19 protein-coding genes are annotated in these 17,646 nt (G+C 58.7%); 15 read left to right on the forward strand and 4 right to left on the reverse strand.

Annotated features, from left to right (window positions below; translation table 11 throughout):
• The first annotated feature begins 128 nt into the window (after positions 1-128).
• From ACYZTX_RS20705 to ACYZTX_RS20720, 4 genes are all read left to right on the forward strand, one after another.
• A complete protein-coding gene (locus ACYZTX_RS20705) occupies positions 129-449 on the forward strand; it encodes a hypothetical protein (protein WP_462035641.1) in 321 nt (106 codons plus the stop codon).
• A 76-nt stretch (positions 450-525) separates the two neighbouring features.
• Positions 526-1,083, forward strand: a complete 558-nt coding sequence (locus ACYZTX_RS20710) for a Smr/MutS family protein (RefSeq protein WP_462035642.1) — start codon at positions 526-528, stop codon at positions 1,081-1,083.
• 77 nt (positions 1,084-1,160) lie between these two features.
• On the forward strand, positions 1,161-1,706 hold the full coding sequence (folE, locus tag ACYZTX_RS20715) for a GTP cyclohydrolase I FolE (RefSeq protein WP_003204506.1): 546 nt from the start codon (positions 1,161-1,163) through the stop codon (positions 1,704-1,706).
• 100 nt (positions 1,707-1,806) lie between these two features.
• Positions 1,807-2,178, forward strand: a complete 372-nt coding sequence (locus ACYZTX_RS20720) for a glutathione S-transferase N-terminal domain-containing protein (RefSeq protein WP_461978649.1) — start codon at positions 1,807-1,809, stop codon at positions 2,176-2,178.
• Positions 2,179-2,354: 176 nt separating this feature from the next.
• Here ACYZTX_RS20720 and ACYZTX_RS20725 read toward each other — a convergent pair whose 3' ends face one another.
• On the reverse strand, positions 2,355-3,521 hold the full coding sequence (locus tag ACYZTX_RS20725; RefSeq protein WP_462035643.1) for an aminotransferase-like domain-containing protein: 1,167 nt from the start codon (positions 3,519-3,521) through the stop codon (positions 2,355-2,357).
• 80 nt (positions 3,522-3,601) lie between these two features.
• Here ACYZTX_RS20725 and ACYZTX_RS20730 point away from each other — a divergent pair, with 80 nt between their 5' ends.
• The 3 genes from ACYZTX_RS20730 (at position 3,602) to ACYZTX_RS20740 (ending at position 6,343) form a co-directional block, all read left to right on the forward strand.
• The gene (locus ACYZTX_RS20730; RefSeq protein WP_462035644.1) at positions 3,602-4,048 is read left to right on the forward strand and encodes a MarR family winged helix-turn-helix transcriptional regulator; all 447 of its coding nucleotides are present in this window, start codon (positions 3,602-3,604) and stop codon (positions 4,046-4,048) included.
• 239 nt (positions 4,049-4,287) lie between these two features.
• Complete coding sequence (locus ACYZTX_RS20735; RefSeq protein WP_462035645.1) at positions 4,288-5,637, forward strand: NCS2 family permease; 1,350 nt, start codon at positions 4,288-4,290, stop codon at positions 5,635-5,637.
• A 79-nt stretch (positions 5,638-5,716) separates the two neighbouring features.
• Positions 5,717-6,343, forward strand: a complete 627-nt coding sequence (locus tag ACYZTX_RS20740) for a LysE family translocator (RefSeq protein WP_462035646.1) — start codon at positions 5,717-5,719, stop codon at positions 6,341-6,343.
• A gap of 151 nt (positions 6,344-6,494) precedes the next feature.
• Here ACYZTX_RS20740 and uraH read toward each other — a convergent pair whose 3' ends face one another.
• Positions 6,495-6,848 (reverse strand): hydroxyisourate hydrolase, encoded by a 354-nt coding sequence (gene uraH / locus ACYZTX_RS20745; RefSeq protein ID WP_008146146.1) that lies wholly within the window; start codon positions 6,846-6,848, stop codon positions 6,495-6,497.
• Between the two features lie 419 nt (positions 6,849-7,267).
• Here uraH and puuE point away from each other — a divergent pair, with 419 nt between their 5' ends.
• From puuE to ACYZTX_RS20785, 8 genes are all read left to right on the forward strand, one after another.
• Complete coding sequence (puuE, locus tag ACYZTX_RS20750; RefSeq protein WP_059404690.1) at positions 7,268-8,194, forward strand: allantoinase PuuE; 927 nt, start codon at positions 7,268-7,270, stop codon at positions 8,192-8,194.
• A complete protein-coding gene (gene uraD / locus ACYZTX_RS20755) occupies positions 8,191-8,706 on the forward strand; it encodes a 2-oxo-4-hydroxy-4-carboxy-5-ureidoimidazoline decarboxylase (RefSeq protein WP_462035647.1) in 516 nt (171 codons plus the stop codon). Before puuE ends, uraD begins: the two co-directional genes overlap by 4 nt.
• A 90-nt stretch (positions 8,707-8,796) precedes the next feature.
• Positions 8,797-9,792, forward strand: a complete 996-nt coding sequence (gene alc / locus ACYZTX_RS20760) for an allantoicase (RefSeq protein ID WP_201112765.1) — start codon at positions 8,797-8,799, stop codon at positions 9,790-9,792.
• Between the two features lie 120 nt (positions 9,793-9,912).
• Entirely contained in the window at positions 9,913-10,416 is a 504-nt protein-coding gene (locus ACYZTX_RS20765) for an ureidoglycolate lyase (protein ID WP_462035648.1), read from the forward strand.
• A 50-nt stretch (positions 10,417-10,466) separates the two neighbouring features.
• A complete protein-coding gene (locus tag ACYZTX_RS20770; protein WP_462035649.1) occupies positions 10,467-11,759 on the forward strand; it encodes a urate hydroxylase PuuD in 1,293 nt (430 codons plus the stop codon).
• A 193-nt stretch (positions 11,760-11,952) separates the two neighbouring features.
• Positions 11,953-13,311, forward strand: coding sequence for a nucleobase:cation symporter-2 family protein (locus tag ACYZTX_RS20775; RefSeq protein ID WP_462035650.1), 1,359 nt, complete (start codon positions 11,953-11,955; stop codon positions 13,309-13,311).
• Between the two features lie 173 nt (positions 13,312-13,484).
• Entirely contained in the window at positions 13,485-14,270 is a 786-nt protein-coding gene (locus ACYZTX_RS20780) for an outer membrane protein OmpK (protein WP_462035651.1), read from the forward strand.
• Between the two features lie 375 nt (positions 14,271-14,645).
• Positions 14,646-15,431 (forward strand): outer membrane protein OmpK, encoded by a 786-nt coding sequence (locus ACYZTX_RS20785; protein ID WP_461978632.1) that lies wholly within the window; start codon positions 14,646-14,648, stop codon positions 15,429-15,431.
• 87 nt (positions 15,432-15,518) lie between these two features.
• On the opposite strand, the gene ACYZTX_RS20790 is transcribed toward ACYZTX_RS20785, so the two are convergent.
• Together ACYZTX_RS20790 and ACYZTX_RS20795 are read right to left on the reverse strand one after the other, a co-directional pair.
• Entirely contained in the window at positions 15,519-16,673 is a 1,155-nt protein-coding gene (locus ACYZTX_RS20790; RefSeq protein ID WP_462035652.1) for a patatin-like phospholipase family protein, read from the reverse strand.
• A gap of 35 nt (positions 16,674-16,708) precedes the next feature.
• A complete protein-coding gene (locus ACYZTX_RS20795; protein WP_462035653.1) occupies positions 16,709-17,641 on the reverse strand; it encodes a lipid A biosynthesis lauroyl acyltransferase in 933 nt (310 codons plus the stop codon).
• Positions 17,642-17,646: the final 5 nt, after the last annotated feature.

Here is a 17,646-nt window from a genome sequence, read left to right on the forward strand (position 1 = left end):
ACGCTCGATGAGCGGTCCATGCCGCCGCTCATCCGCAAAAGCCTATCATTTGCTGTAAATGTCTTAGCCTCAGGAACATCCCGGTCAACTCCCGGTCGAAGGGCCGATACCCATTGAGGAAGGTCGGAATGAAGTTATCCGATGGTTTTGACGCACGCCGCCTGCGGCCTAAAGGCCAACGCAACTGGCGTTTTCGTATTGGCGCGGCATTTGCTGCCTTGCTGGCGATGTGCGGCGTGTTGCTGGCGATGGCCGGTATCGCCAGCCTGCTCGGCCACGCACCTGCGTTGGGTGAGATGAATACCAACCCGCTCGGGTCGGCAGTGATTCTGGCGATTGGCCTGTTCGTGCTGTACATCGGTGTGTGGCTGTGGCGTCGCTGCCGTCGTCGCTCGCGCCAGTCGCGTGAGCTGAACATCTCCCCGCACCTGATGAAAAAACACGACTGAGCCGTACGCTTCGCGTTTTCTCGCGCCCCGATTCGTCTCGAGTTGGGTAAACTGGCCGCCCTTCGCGGAGGCTGACATGCAAGACGACGATTTTTCCCTGTTCAAAAGCGCGATCCAAGGCGTCAAGCCGATCAAACACGATCGCGCCGAAACCGGCAAACCCAAAGCCGACCGCGCACAAATCGCCAAACTGCGCCAGGCCGCCACCGTGCGCACCGATGCCACCACCGTTGACGGGCTGTCCGATCAGTTTGTCATCGATGTCGGCCCGGAAGACGAGCTGATGTGGGCACGCGACGGTGTTCAGGAAAGCCAGATGCGCAAGCTCAAGATCGGACAGATTCCGTTCGAAGGCAGCCTCGACCTCCATGGCATGAATGTGGAAAAGGCCCGGGAAACCCTCTGGGCGTTTCTGGCCGAGGCGACCAAATTTGAAATACGCTGCGTGCGCGTCACCCACGGCAAGGCGGTGCGTCTGGACGGCAAGCGGCCGATGATCAAAAGCCACGTCAACACCTGGCTGCGCCAGCACTCTCAAGTGCTCGGCTTCACCTCGTGCCAGGCAAAACACGGCGGCGCCGGAGCGGTTTATGTGATACTCAAACGCACCATGATGGAAGGTCGCGACGAGTAAAGCTGTCGCGTCACGCTTGCAGCGCCGTGTCCGCCACCGTACCCTTGCCCTTTGCGTAAAATCCCACAGGTAGTTTCATGTCCCTGGAACAGAATTACACCGCGATTCTCGGCCAATTGGGCGAGGACGTCTCCCGCGAGGGCCTGCTCGACACGCCAAAACGTGCCGCCAAAGCCATGCAGTACCTCTGCCGCGGTTATGAACAGACACTGGAAGAGGTCACCAACGGTGCCTTGTTCAGCTCTGACAACAGCGAAATGGTGCTGGTGAAAGACATCGAGCTTTACTCGTTGTGCGAACACCACCTGCTGCCGTTTATCGGCAAGGCCCACGTCGCTTACATTCCGAGCGGCAAAGTGTTGGGCCTGTCGAAAGTCGCGAGGATCGTCGATATGTACGCTCGCCGCCTGCAGATCCAGGAAAACCTCAGCCGCCAGATCGCCGATGCGGTCCAGCAAGTCACCGGCGCCCTGGGCGTTGCTGTGGTGATCGAGGCCAAGCACATGTGCATGATGATGCGCGGTGTGGAAAAACAGAATTCGTCGATGATCACCTCGGTGATGCTGGGTGAGTTCCGCGAAAACGCCGCCACCCGCAGTGAGTTTCTCAGCCTGATCAAGTAATTTGCAGCACGAAGAAAACCGGCATTCATCGCCGGTTTTTTTTCGCCCGCGAAAATCAGGTAAGCTGCGCGCCTTCGTTTGCCCCTGTGAGGCTTATACCGTGTTCGTAAAAGCGCTTCGTGTCGGCCTTGGCCAACTGATCATCTTCATCGACTTCATCACCCGCCCCGGCAAAAAGCAGCGTCCTGCCGAGGTTCAGGCTCAGGTCAACACGGCTGCCAAGGGCCTGACCCTGTATCAGTTCCACGCCTGCCCGTTCTGCGTGAAAACCCGCCGCACCCTGCGCCGCTTGAACGTGCCGGTGGCGTTGCGCGATGCGAAGAACAACGAACTGGATCGCCAGACCCTGTTGGAACACGGCGGCAAGATCAAGGTTCCGTGCCTGCGCATTGAAGAAAATGGCCAGACCACCTGGATGTATGAGTCCAAGGTGATCATTGATTATCTGGACAAGCGATTTGCTGCTGCCTGATGCTCTGGTGGCGCCCTGACGGACGCCTTCGCGAGCAAGCCCGCTCCCACATTTAACCGCGTTCCCCTTGTGGGAGCGGGCTTGCTCGCGAAGAGGCCCACCCAGGCACCTCAAATTCGAGACAACAATAAACCGGCCCTTGCCCTTGCGCCGGTTTATTTGTTTCTGCCCTCCCCTCAGGCCGCTATCGCCGCCTGGGCCTGACGCACCACCTCAGCCAATCGCTTGAGCCCTTCGTCCAGCCGCGCCGGGTCGATATGGCTGAAGTTCAACCGCAGATGCCCTGGGTTGTTGTCCGGCTCGGGAAAGAACGGCTCGCCCGGCATGAACGCCACATCCGCTGCCAATGCAGCCTTGAGCAACGTCCGCGTGTCCAGCGGCTGCTTGAGTGTCAGCCAGAAAAACAGCCCGCCCTCGGGCACGTTCCAGTCCGCCAAATCAGCAAAATGCATTTCCAGGGCTGACTGGAACGCGTCCCGACGAACCCGATAGAAGCCCCGCAGTTCGCTCAAGTGATGCTGGAATTTCTCGGTGCCGATCCATTGCAGCGCTTGCCACTGGCCGGCGCGATTAGTGTGCAGGTCAGCTGATTGCTTGAGCCGCAGTAGATGCGGGAACAGGTCCGGACTGGCGATCAGATAGCCAACTCGCAATCCGGGCAACAGAGTTTTCGACACGGTGCCGGTGTAGATCCAACTGGCCTTTTTCAAGCGACTGACAATTGGTGTGGCGCTGCCGCCGTCAAAGGTCAATTCGCGGTAAGGCTCGTCTTCGATCAAGGTCACGTCGAACTCGTCGAGCAAGGCGGCCACGGCATCGCGCTTGGCTTCGCTGTAGCGCACGGCCGACGGGTTCTGGAAGGTCGGGATCAGGTAGATGAACGCCGGACTGTGTTTTTCCAGACGAGTACGCAGTTGCGCCAGGTTTGGGCCATCGACCTCCAGCGGGACAGTGATGCAGTCGGCGCCGAACAACTGAAAAATCTGCAAGGCCGCAAGATAAGTCGGCGCCTCGAGCAAAATCTCGGTGCCTTTATCGATGTACAGCTTGGCCGCCAGATCGAGGGTTTGCTGGGAGCCGCTGACCACCAATACCTGACTCGCCTCGCAGGGCACGCCCAGCGCCCGCGCCTCTGCTGCCAGTACTTCACGCAGCGCTGGCTCACCTTCACTCATCCCGTATTGGCCCATGGACAACGGCATGTCGGCCCACTCGACTTTCGGCAGCATGGCTTCGGCCGGCAAGCCGCCGGCGAACGACATCACTTCCGGGCGCTGGGCGGCGGCGAGTATTTCACGGATCAAAGAACTTTTAAGGCGCGAGACACGTTCGGAAAATGCCATGGGTCACCGGTAGCGAGGCCTGAGGAAAATGAGTCAAACTGGTTGACCGAAATTACGACAAACCGAATGGATACGTCAACATGCTTGACCTTAAAAATCCCAGCACTCAGCAACAAGCGATGGAAGCGTTTTTCTTCGGTTACCAGGCTTTCACCGCGAAGGCCGACGAAATGCTCGAGCGTCGTGGCTTGAGCCGGGTGCATCAACGCATCGTGTTTTTCATCGCCCGCTACCCGAACCTGAGCGTCAAGGAGCTGCTGGCGTTGCTCGGGGTGACGAAGCAGGCGCTGAACATTCCGCTGCGGCAGTTGGTGGAAATGTATTTGGTGAACAGCGTCGCGTCCGAGACCGACAAGCGTAAGCGATTGCTGGAACTGACCGACGATGGCGCGCGGTTTGAGCAGTCGCTGCGGCGTGAGCAGGTGAAATTGCTGGAGCGGGTGTTTGCCGAGGCCGGGGAGACGGCGGTGAATGGGTGGCTGGCGGTGAACCTGGCGTTGGGAAAAACCCAAGTGCCAACCGAGTAACTCTCGCTCCCCCGCAGATCGTGGGTACGATCGTCTACAGCCGATATATCCCGATCAACAAACTTTTCGTCTACAAAACCAAAAACATTATTTGCTTTATTTGTATACAAAAGCATAATCCACTTCGTGCGAGTTCCTGACCAACTGGTCAACAAATTCGCAAGTGCCTCAAAGGGTCGCTGCCACCCTCATGGGTCCGGCCCTGGAAATAACAATAAAACTCTTGAGGAGTATTCGCTGTGGAAAGCCGCAAATCCGAAGCCCCGACGCTGGAACTCTCGCCGCCGTTACGCAATGGCTGGCTGGAGCGCATCTTCAAACTCAGCTTGCATGGCACCACGGTGAAGACCGAGCTGATTGCCGGTCTGACAACCTTCATCACCATGGCTTACATCATCTTCGTCAACCCCAACATCATGGCCGACGCCGGGATTGATCACGGTGCCGCGTTTGTCGCCACCTGTATCGCCGCCGCGCTGGGTTGCCTGTTGATGGGCCTTTACGCCAACTGGCCGGTCGGCCTGGCGCCAGGCATGGGTTTGAACGCCTTCTTTACCTATACCGTGGTTGGCACCATGGGCTACAACTGGGAAACCGCCCTCGGCGCGGTGTTTATCTCGGGTGTGCTGTTCATGTTCCTGACCTTCTCGCGGATTCGCGAATGGCTGCTCAACAGCATTCCGGTCAGCTTGCGCTACGCCATGGGCGCCGGTGTGGGCTTGTTCCTCGGGTTGATCGGTTTGAAAACCGCTGGCATCGTCGTCGATAGCCCGGCCACCCTGATCAAACTCGGCTCCCTACGCGAGCCTGGCCCACTGCTGGCGGCTATCTGCTTCCTGATGATCGCCGTGCTCAGTTACCACAAAGTGTTCGGTGCGATCCTCATCAGCATCATCACTGTGACCCTGGCCGGTTGGGGCCTGGGCCTGGTGCATTACGAAGGGATCATGTCGGCCCCGCCGAGCCTGGCTCCGACCTGGATGGCCATGGATGTCGCCGGCGTGTTCAACATCAGCATGATCAGCGTGGTGCTGGCCTTCCTCTTCGTGCACATGTTCGACACCGCCGGCACCTTGATGGGCGTCGCTCAGCGCGCTGGTTTGGTGAACGCCGACGGCAAGATCGAAAACCTTTCCCGCGCCCTGAAAGCTGACAGTGCGTCCAGCGTATTCGGTGCTGTGGTGGGTGTTCCGCCGGTTACCAGCTACGTGGAAAGTGCCGCTGGCGTAGCCGCGGGTGGTCGGACTGGTCTTACTGCCGTGACCGTAGGTGTGCTATTTATTGCCGCCATGTTTTTTGCACCACTGGCTGGCATGATCCCCGCGTATGCAACCGCCGGTGCACTGATTTATGTGGCGATGCTGATGATGGGCGGCATGGCTCACATCGAATGGGACGAAGCGACCGACAGCATTCCGGCGATCGTCACCGCGATCATGATGCCCCTGACCTTCTCGGTCGCCGACGGCATTGCGCTGGGCTTTATCACTTACGTGGTAATGAAAGCCTGTACTGGTAAGCACAAGGAAATTTCCATCAGTCTGTGGGTGCTCTGCGCGATCTTCATTGCCAAGTTCGTTTTCTTGTAAGCCGTCTACGTCTCAAAAGCAGTGTTTCAAAACAGCCTCACCCCGTCGGGTGGGGCTTTTGCACAAATGGAGGAAAGTGATGAGTCTGGAAACCTGGCTGCTGTTCAGCGGCGCTGCGCTGGTGGTGATCCTGATCCCTGGGCCACTGTCTTTGCTGATGATCAGCAACAGTCTGAATTACGGCTTGCGCCGTTCATACCCGGCGTTTCTGGGAGGCGTGATTGCGTCGATCTGTTTACTCAGTGCTTCGGCGCTGGGTTTGGGCGCCTTGCTGCTGGCGTCGGAACAGCTGTTCAGTGCCCTGAAGATCGTCGGTGCGCTGTACCTGTTCTACCTGGCCTGGCAGAGCTGGCAGCAATCGCGTCAGCCCTCTCGCGGCGCTGAAGTGCCTCAGGCTGCACTGGTTCCACGCTTTCGTGCACTGTTCGGGCGCGCGTTTGTGCTGGGCGCGAGCAACCCGAAAGACATTCTGTTCTTTGCAGCTTTCCTGCCGCAGTTTCTCAGCGCCGAGCAACCGTTCCTGCCGCAATTACTGGTGATGATCGTGACCTGGACCGTGCTGGATCTGTTGTGCAAATTGGCTTATGGGCTGGGTGCCCACGGGGCGGCGCGGTATTTGCGCAGTGGCAAGGGTCAGAGCTGGTTTAACCGGGTGAGTGCGGGATTGTTCAGTGGTGCCGGTACTGCGTCGCTGTTGAGCCGATAGCAAAGCAAGATCAAAAGATCGCAGCCTTCGGCAGCTCCTACGCTCCCGTGGGCTGCGATCTTTTAACTTTTTAGCAAGCAAAAAAAGCCCGCAGTGTGAGCGGGCAAAAGACCAAAGAAGCTATATGCGCAGGATTTTTGGGGGGAAAGTCCTAGCTTCCTCTGTAGGTCGAATAGCTGTAAGGCGAAATAAGTAGCGGCACATGGTAGTGATCCTGTTCGGCAGAGATGCCAAAACGCAGCACTACTACATCCAGGAACGCCGGCTCCGGCAGCTGAACGCCACGGGCGCGGTAGTAATCGCCCGCATGAAATTGAACCTGATAGACCCCGGAGCGGTAGTCATCGCCTTGCAGCAGCGGCGCATCGACACGGCCATCACTGTTGGTGATCGCAGTGGCGACCAATTCCAGTTGCGAACCCTCAACGCGGTACAACTCGACCTTGATCGAGCTGCCCGGGCAACCGTGTGCAGCGTCCAAAACGTGTGTAGTCAAACGTCCCATTGATTCTGCGCGCCTGCCTGCGTGGAGCAGTCAGACCTCGCGCCTCCCGAAGTCAGGTGAAAAGGAGACCGCACCGATTCGGAGCACGAAAAGCTGCGGCGAGCGACTGATTAAGACACTTTTCAAAAAAATTGTACACAATAAAAATCACATTTTTACGACGATGTACGCTGCTCAAGGATTCATAACGAATCTGGCGTCGAACCATATGGTCAGAGGACCTTCCATCCATTAGCTGACCAATCAGGCAGGTTTCTTGCAATAACATGCACAGATGACAGTTCATCAAAAATGCTAAAAATCAGGCTTACAAAGTGAATATAAAGTTGTATACAATCAGCCCATCGCTGTGACGCCAGCCTGTCATCTCACCGCCAGGCCGCCACGCAACCTGTCAACGAATAAGAAGGAAGACTGCAGTGAGCGCTGACTACCCACGCGACCTGATCGGTTACGGCAGTAACCCTCCTCACCCACACTGGCCGGGCAATGCTCGCATCGCCTTGTCCTTCGTGCTCAATTACGAGGAAGGTGGCGAGCGCAACATCCTGCACGGCGATAAAGAATCCGAAGCCTTCCTCTCGGAAATGGTCTCGGCGCAGCCGTTGCAAGGCGCGCGCAACATGAGCATGGAATCCCTTTACGAGTATGGCAGCCGTGCCGGCGTCTGGCGGATTTTGAAACTGTTCAAGGAATTCGACATTCCGCTGACCATATTCGCCGTGGCCATGGCCGCCCAGCGCCACCCGGACGTGATCCGCGCAATGGTCGATGCCGGCCACGAGATCTGCAGCCACGGCTACCGCTGGATCGACTACCAGTACATGGACGAAGCCCAGGAACGCGAGCACATGCTCGAAGCGATCCGCGTGCTCACCGAAATCACCGGCGAGCGCCCACTGGGCTGGTACACCGGCCGCACCGGCCCGAACACCCGTCGCCTGGTGATGGAAGAAGGCGGTTTCCTCTACGACTGCGACACCTACGACGACGACCTGCCCTACTGGGAACCGAACAACCCGACCGGCAAGCCGCATCTGGTGATCCCGTACACCCTGGACACCAACGACATGCGCTTCACCCAGGTCCAGGGCTTCAACAAGGGCGACGATTTCTTCGAATACCTCAAAGACGCGTTCGATGTGCTGTACGCCGAAGGTGCCGAGGCCCCGAAAATGCTGTCGATCGGCCTGCATTGCCGCCTGATCGGCCGTCCGGCGCGTCTTGCCTCACTCAAACGCTTTATCGAATACGCTAAGAGTCATGAACAGGTGTGGTTCAGCCGTCGCGTCGACATCGCTCGCCACTGGCACGAAACCCACCCGTACCAAGGGGCCGCAAAATGAGCACCTTTCAAACCCTCAAGCCATCGACCCTGAGCCGCGATGCCTTCATCAAAGCCTTCGCCGACATCTACGAACATTCGCCATGGGTGGCCGAAAAGGCCTTCGACCTGGGCCAGGATGTGTCGATCGACCAGATCGAAACCCTGCACCAGCGCATGAGCGACATCCTGTTGAGCGCCGATCATGAAAGCCAGCTTGAACTGATCGTTGCTCACCCGGACCTGGCCGGCAAAGCCGCCGTCCAGGGCCAACTGACCGAAGCCAGCACGAATGAACAGGCTGGCGCCGGTATTCACCAATGCACGGCCGAAGAGTTTTCTCGCTTCACCGAGCTGAACGATGCCTACAAAGCCACGTTCAAGTTTCCCTTCATCATGGCGGTAAAAGGCAGCAACCGGCATCAGATCCTCGCGGCGTTCGAAACGCGCATTCACAACTCGGCAGATACCGAATTCAGATGCGCGCTGGCGGAGATCAACAAGATCGCCCTGTTCCGATTACTGACCCTATAGCGACCTTGGCCCGAGCAAGTTTCCGAACGCAGAACGAACCCAGGGCCCTGAGAGCATCCCAAGCCAACTTATTAAAGGCAGACAAGAAGAATGAAAGCTTACGCCGTACCTTTCGAGAAGTTCGTCAACCTGGCCGACGCCCGCCTGGGCACCAAAATCATCTCGGTCACCGATGACTGGTTCGCTGATGCCAACCGCCTGTTCCAACCGACCCCGGCTGTGTGGAAGGAAGGCGTGTTCGATGACAACGGCAAGTGGATGGACGGCTGGGAGTCGCGCCGCAAGCGCTTCGAAGGCTACGACAGCGCCGTGATCCGCCTGGGCGTACCAGGTTCGATCAAAGGCGTGGACATCGACACTTCATTCTTCACCGGCAACTTCCCGCCATCGGCCTCTCTGGAAGCGTGCTTCCTGGCCTCGGGCGAGCCGGACGAAAACACCCAGTGGACTGAAGTGCTGTCGGCCGTCGAGCTGCAAGGCAACAGCCACCACTTCCACGAAATCAACAACGACCAGGCCTTCAGCCATCTGCGCTTTAACATCTACCCGGATGGTGGCGTGGCCCGCCTGCGTGTTTACGGTATTCCGTTCCGCGACTGGTCCGCTGTGGGCGACAACGAACAGGTTGACCTGGCTGCAGCGCTTAACGGTGGCCGCGCCCTCGCCTGCTCCGATGAACATTTCGGTCGCATGAGCAACATCCTCAACCCGGGCCGCGGCATCAACATGGGCGACGGCTGGGAAACCGCACGTCGTCGTACCCCGGGCAATGACTGGGTCATCGTCGCGCTGGGTCATGCCGGCGAAATCGAGAAAGTCATCGTCGACACCCTGCACTTCAAGGGCAACTACCCGGACACGTGCTCAATCCAGGGCGCCTTCGTGAAGGGCGGCACCGACAGCCAGATCGAAACCCAATCGCTGTTCTGGCGTGAACTGCTGCCGGCGCAGAAACTGGAAATGCACGCCGAACACACCTTCGCCGAGCAGATCAAGGCGCTGGGCCCGATCACGCACATCCGCCTCAATGTGTTCCCGGATGGTGGTGTAAGTCGCCTGCGCGTTTTGGGCAAGGTCGCGAAATAAGCGGTGAGGCCATTCGCGAGCAAGCCCGCTCCCACAGGGGAATGCATTCCAAATGTGGGAGCGGGCTTGCTCGCGAAGGCGTCAGATCTAACAACACAAATTTCGGAAAAGAAGACCAGCATGCGCACACTGACGATTGAACCGCTGACCAAAGAAGCCTTCGCCCCTTTCGGTGACGTGATCGAAACCTCTGGCCGCGATCACTTCATGATCAACAACGGTTCGACCATGCGCTTTCACAAACTGGCGACGGTTGAAACCGCCACGCCAGAGGATAACGCGATTATCAGCATCTTCCGCGCCGACGCGCAGGACATGCCGCTGACCGTGTGCATGCTGGAGCGTCACCCGCTGGGCAGCCAGGCTTTCATCCCGCTGCTCGGCAACCCCTTTCTGATCGTGGTCGCGCCACTTGGCGATGAACCTGTATCAGGCTTGGTCCGCGCCTTCGTCACCAACGGCAGGCAGGGCATTAATTACCATCGCGGCGTTTGGCACCATCCGGTGCTGACGATCGAAAAGCGGGATGACTTCCTGGTGGTTGATCGCAGTGGCACAGGCAACAACTGCGATGAGCATTTTTTCAAAGAGGATGAGTGTTTGATCCTCGCCCCCCACCAATAAGAGAAGGTCTGATCACTCGACAACAGAGTGAAAGGCGAGAGGTAAAGACTGTGGAAGCACATCTGTTCGAATGGCTGAACCTGAGCATACGCTGGGTTCACATGATTACTGGCGTGGCCTGGATCGGCGCGTCGTTCTATTTCGTCTGGCTGGAAAACAACCTCAATCGGGTCAACCCGAAAAGTGGCTTGGCGGGCGATTTGTGGGCGATCCACGGCGGCGGTATCTATCACCTGGAAAAATACAAACTGGCTCCACCGACCATGCCGGACAACCTGCACTGGTTCAAATGGGAAGCCTATTTCACCTGGCTGTCGGGGATCGCGCTGCTGTGCGTGGTGTTCTACTCCAACCCGACGCTGTACCTGCTCGCACCGGGCAGCAGCCTGACCGGCCCTGAAGGTGTTGCCCTGGGCATTGCCTCGTTGTTCATCGGCTGGTTCGTCTACTCCTTCCTTTGCGACTCGGCCCTGGGCAAACGCCCTGCCCTGCTCGGCTTCATCCTGTTCGTGCTGATCATTGGCGCCGCCTACGGCTTCAGCAAAGTGTTCAGCGGTCGTGGCGCGTACCTGCACGTCGGCGCGATCATCGGCACCATCATGGTCGGCAACGTGTTTCGCATCATCATGCCGGCGCAGCGCGCACTGGTGGCGGCGATTGCCGAGAACCGCACGCCGGATCCGGCGCTGCCGGCCAAAGGCTTGCTGCGTTCGCGTCATAACAACTACTTCACCTTGCCGGTGCTGTTCATCATGATCAGCAACCACTTCCCGAGCACTTACGGCAGCCAATACAACTGGCTGATCCTGGCCGGGATCGCGGTGCTGGCGGTGTTGGTGCGTCACTACTTCAACACCCGTCACGACAGCCACAAATATGCCTGGACCCTGCCGGTGGCAGCGGTGGGCATGATTTGCCTGGCCTATGTCAGCGGTCCGAAGCCGATGTCCAGCGCGCCGGAAGTCGCGAAGGCAGCGGGCGTCATCGAGTATCAGCCTCTGCCGGAAACCGCCCTCGGCGGTGGCAAGAAACCGGCTGCAGCGGCACCAGAAGCGGCACCCGCGCAAGCGTCGAACGCCGGCCCGGGCTTCGACAAGGTGCACGACGTGATTCAGGAACGCTGCACGGTTTGCCACTCGGCCAAACCAACCAGCCCACTGTTCAGCGCGGCGCCGGGTGGCGTGATGTTCGACACCCCCGAACAGATCCGTCAGAACGCCGCGCGCATCCAGGCGCAAGCCGTCACCAGCCAGATCATGCCACTGGGCAACATCACCCAGATGACCCAGCAGGAACGTGACCTGATTGGCGCGTGGATTGTTCAGGGAGCCCCAACCAACTAACCGCTGAAAGCTACGCGGGCAAGCCCACTCCTACAGGTGCAACGCAGATCCCTGTGGGAGCGGGCTTGCTCGCGAAAGCGTCGGGTCAGTCAACGGTAATGTTGAATGTAATGGCCTCTTCGCGAGCAAGCCCGCTCCCACAGGTCCACCTGATGCACAAAATCATAAGAATAAAAAAGATCCGAGGTGTTGCATGTCCGAGCTATCCGAAGCGCGCATCCCCGACGCACCCGCTATTCAGCGTTTGCCCCTTTTGCAACTGATCCTGGTGGGTCTGCAACACGTTCTGCTGATGTACGGTGGAGCCATCGCGGTGCCTCTGATCATCGGGCAGGCCGCCGGCCTGAGTCGTGAAGAAATCGCCTTTCTGATCAACGCCGACCTGCTGGTGGCCGGGATCGCCACCATCGTGCAATCGCTGGGCATCGGCCCTATGGGCATCCGTATGCCGGTGATGATGGGCGCCAGTTTCGCCGCCGTCGGCAGCATGGTCGCCATGGCCGGCATGCCTGGTATCGGCCTGCAAGGGATCTTCGGCGCGACCATCGCCGCCGGTTTCTTCGGCATGATCATCGCCCCGTTCATGTCCAAAGTCGTGCGCTTCTTCCCGCCTCTGGTGACCGGCACAGTCATCACCTCAATCGGTTTGTCGCTGTTCCCCGTGGCCGTGAATTGGGCCGGCGGCGGTGCGGGTGCCACGCAATTCGGCTCACCGATTTACCTGGCCATCGCCGCGCTGGTGCTGGCAACCATCCTGTTGGTCCATCGCTTCATGCGCGGTTTCTGGGTCAACATTTCCGTGCTGATCGGCATGTGCCTGGGTTACGTGCTCTGTGGCCTGATCGGCATGGTCGACCTGAGTGGCATGGCCCAGGCGCCATGGCTGCAATTCGTTACCCCGCTGCATTTCGGCATGCCGAAGTTCGAACTCGCACCGATTCTTTCGATGTGCCTTGTGGTGGTGATCATCTTCGTCGAGTCCACCGGGATGTTCCTGGCGCTGGGCAAAATTACCGGCCAGGAAGTCTGCCCACGCATGCTCCGTCGCGGTTTGCTGTGTGACGCAGGCGCCTCGTTCTTCGCCGGATTCTTCAACACCTTCACCCACTCCTCTTTCGCCCAGAACATCGGCCTGGTGCAAATGACCGGTGTGCGCTGCCGTTCAGTGACCATCGTCGCCGGTGGTTTGCTGGTGGTGTTGAGCCTGCTGCCGAAAGCGGCGTTTCTGGTGGCATCGATTCCGCCCGCTGTACTGGGCGGCGCGGCTATTGCGATGTTCGGCATGGTCGCCGCCACCGGGATCAAGATTCTTCAGGAAGCCGACATCGGTGACCGTCGCAACCAGTTGCTGGTGGCGGTGAGCATCGGCATGGGGCTGATTCCGGTGGTCCGTCCGGAATTCTTCGCGCACCTGCCACTGTGGATGAGCCCCATCACCCACAGCGGAATTGCCATGGCGACGCTGAGTGCGCTGTCGTTGAACCTGCTGTTCAACATCCTCGGCGGCGCTGAACGCGCGGCCATCAACGACTGCCAAGTCCACCCGCACTAATCCACTAACCCACTAACGCCACAGAACCCTGTGGGAGCGAGCCTGCTCGCGAAAGCGGTATATCAGTCAACAGTGATGTTGAAGCCAATGGCCTCTTCGCGAGCAGGCTCGCTCCCACAGGTGGGTGGGTGGCTGCCCGCGCGCCAAACAATAAAAACAAGAGGGAGCAACAGATGATTCGGACACAGACAAACATGCTGTTGGGCGGTGGCCTGTTGGCCGCGAGTCAAGCCATGGCCGGAGATTTACTGCTGTGGCAGACCAACAGCCTGAGCTATCTGTATGGCAAGGACTTCGCGGTCAATCCGTCGATCCAGCAAACGGTTACGTTCGAGCATGCCGACCGCTGGAAGTACGGCGACAATTTCCTGTTCGTCGACAGTACGTACTACAACGGCGAGAAGGATCGGAATAAAGGCGTTCACGCCTACTACGGCGAGTTCAGTCCGCGCCTGTCTTTCGGCAAAATCCTCGACCGCCGGTTCGAATTCGGTCCGATCAAGGACGTGTTGCTGGCCATGACCTACGAGAATGGCGAAGACGACACCGAGGCCTATCTGATCGGCCCCGGTTTCGACCTCGCGGTACCGGGCTTCAATTTTTTCACCTTGAACTTCTACTATCGCCAGACCGAAGGCTCGCGTCCCGGCGACGATGTCTGGCAGATCACGCCGGCCTGGTCCTACACCCTGCCATTGGGCAACTCGAACCTGTTGATCGACGGCTACATCGACTGGGTCGTGGATAACGACCAGAACTCAAATGGCACCTACCACGCCAACCTGCACTTGAACCCGCAGATCAAATATGACCTGGGGAAGGCCTTGGGCTGGCGGGAGAAACAGGTGTACGTCGGCGTCGAATACAGCTACTGGAAAGACAAATACGGCATCGAAAACAACGCCAACTTCGACACTAATGAGAACACCACCAGCCTGCTGGTCAAGGTGCACTTTTAAGATGGCCCGCAACCGTGCTCCAAACCTGTCGTCGGTGCGCTGTTGCGGGGCACTTGAGACCCGGCCAAGGAGTCAGTATTCTCCGCGGCCGCCCGAATCTGGTCTAAAAAAAAGCCCGGATCTAATTCCTGACCAGAAAGCCAACTTATCCCGGCTCTGGACGGTACCAAGGCACTCCAAAACCTCTCTGAATCGACTGCTCTTGAGCAGCCGAGCGGGAGTTTTTTGGCTTTTTGAAAGCCTTGGCGCAGCTCTTGCTAACAGCACTGAAGCTGACCGATTGGATGATTTTTACAGCGACAGAAAAAGGCGCCACACCAGAGCGCCGACCTTAAAAAAATAACGTGGAACCACCTACTTTTTGGGAGCAACCGAATGAAACGTACGTGCACTAGCCTGATGCTGGCGGGATCGTTGCTGGCCGGGGGCCAGGCAATGGCCGGCGACTTGCTGCAATGGCAGAACAACAGCCTGACCTACCTGTATGGCAAGGACTTCCAGGTCAATCCGCGCATTCAGCAGACCGTGACTTTCGAACACGCCGATGGCTGGAAATATGGGGATAACTTCTTCTTCGTCGACAAAATCTTCTACAACGGCGACAAGGATTTCAACGTCGGCCCGAACACCTATTACGGTGAGTTCAGCCCACGAATTTCCCTGGGCAAGGTCCTCGACCAGAAAATCGAATTCGGCCCGGTCAAAGACGTGTTGCTGGCCATGACGTACGAGTTCGGTGAAGGCGATACCGAGTCCTACCTGATCGGTCCTGGTTTCGACCTGGCGATCCCGGGCTTCGACTACTTCCAGCTGAACTTCTATCAGCGCCATACCGAAGGCAGCCGTGCGGGCGACAACGTCTGGCAAATCACCCCGGCCTGGTCCTACACCATCCCGGTCGGCGATTCGAACATCCTGATCGATGGTTTCATGGATTGGGTGGTCGACAACGACTCTAACTCCAAAGGCGACTACCACGCCAACCTGCACTTCAACCCACAGGTCAAATACGACTTGGGCAAGGCGTTGAGCATTGGTGAGAAGCAGTTGTATGTCGGTGTGGAGTACGACTACTGGTCGGACAAGTACGGGATCAAAGACAGCCAGTTCTTCAAGACCGATCAGAGCACCACGAGCTTCCTGGTGAAGCTCCACTTCTGATGTAAAACCAAAAGATTGCAGCCTTTGCCAGCGCCTATGGACGTGCGCATCCGGGATAGGTGCTGGCGCAGGCTGCGATCTTTTGCTTTATGACAATCCCAAAAACCGGGACAACTCATCCCGCTTGGCCAACGCATCCCGTCGCCCCAGATCAATCAATTCGCTGCAATACCCCGCCTCGAACAGCAGATAACTCAGCACACCCGCCCCGCTCGTCTTGGTCGCCCCCGGACCGCGCAGAAACAGGCGCAGCGCCGCCGGCAACTCCTGCCGATGCCGCGCCGCAATCTCATCGATCGGCTGACTCGGCGAAATCACCAGCACCTCCACTGGCGCCACCCCGAGTGCTCGGGTCGGCGTGCCATCGGGCAACAGATGACTGAACTGATTGAGCCGCTGCAGCAATTCGATATCACTTTCCAGGCTGTCAATGAACGTGCTGTTGAGCAGGTGCCCGCCGATCTGCGCCAGGCTCGGCTGCTGGCCGGTGTAGGCGCGTTGCAGCGGTTGTTCCGGGTCGACGCCGCGGGGGTTGCCGCTGACGCCCACCACCAGCACCCGGCTGGCACCCAGGTGCAGCGCCGGGCTGATCGGCGCCGACTGGCGTACCGCGCCGTCACCGAAATACTCTTCACCGATTTTCACTGGCGCGAACAGCAGCGGAATCGCTGAACTGGCCAGCAAGTGATCGACGGTCAATTGCGTGGGAACGCCGATTCGCCGATGGCGCAACCAGGCATTGATGGTGCCGCCGCCCTGATAAAAGGTCACCGCCTGACCGGACTCGTAGCCGAACGCGGTCACCGCAACCGCCTGCAACTGCTTCTGTGCAATGGCCTCGGCAATTCCGCTCATCTGCAGTTTGTCGTCGAGCAATCCGCGCAGCGGCGAACTGTTGAGCAAGGCCACCGGCACCTGAGCGCCAATCCCGAGCAAACTGTGGCTGACAAAACGGCTGGCCTGATGAATCACGCCCGGCCAGTCGCTGCGCAGCACCAGATGACTGCGAAAGCCCTGCCAGAAGGCTGTCAGACGTTGAATCGCACCACGGAAGTCCATCGCACCACTGGCGAGGCTGACCGCGTTGATCGCGCCGGCCGAGGTGCCGACAATTACCGGGAACGGATTCGCTGCCCCCACCGGCAACAGCTCGGCAATCGCCGCCAGCACACCTACCTGATAGGCCGCCCGAGCCCCGCCGCCGGAAAGAATCAACCCTGTAACCGGTTCAGCAGGACTCATCGCAACACTCCATGGTGCTTATAGGGATCGGCGGTTCAACCGCGTTTTGCGTACAACTTGGGTTCGCCCGGTGGGCGGCTCTTGAAGCGGCGATGAGCCCAGAGGTATTGCTCTGGACATTCGCGCAATACGCCTTCGACCCACTGATTGATGCGGATGCAATCGGCCTCTTCGGTCTCGCCGGGGAAACCCTCGAGCGGTGCATGAATCATCAGTCGATAACCGCTGCCGTCAGCCAGACGTTCCTGAGTGAACGGCACCACCAGCGCCTTGCCCAGCCGCGCAAACTTGCTGGTGGCGGTGACAGTCGCGGCCTGAATCCCGAACAACGGCACGAAGATACTTTGCTTGGCGCCATAGTCCTGATCCGGTGCGTACCAGATGGCCCGGCCTGCCCGCAGCAATTTCAGCATGCCGCGCACGTCGTCGCGTTCCACCGCCAGCGAGTCGACGTTGTGCCGCTCGCGCCCCAGGCGCTGGACGTAGTCGAACAACGGATTCTTGTGCTCGCGGTACATGCCGTCGATGGTGTGTTGCTGACCGAGCAACGCCGCGCCGATTTCCAGCGTGGTGAAATGAACGGCCATCAGGATCACGCCTTTGCCGTCGCGCTGGGCCTTTTTCAAATGCTCCAACCCTTCGACATGGGCCAGCTTCGCCAAGCGCTCGCGCGACCACCACCAGCTCATCGCCATCTCGAAAAACGCGATGCCCGTGGAGGCGAAGTTTTCCTTGAGCAGGCGCTTGCGCTCGGCAGCGGTTTTTTCAGGGAAACACAGTTCGAGATTGCGCTTGGCAATGCGCCGTCTGTCGCCCGCTACTCGATACATCAATGCACCCAAGGCGCGACCGATCGACAGCAACGCCGGATACGGTAACTGGACAATCAGCCACAACAGCCCCAAGCCACACCACAGCGGCCAGAAACGTGGAGAAAGAAATGCTCTTCGAAAACGCGGGCGATCCATTAAAG

The organism is Pseudomonas sp. MDT1-17 (assembly GCF_054898105.1).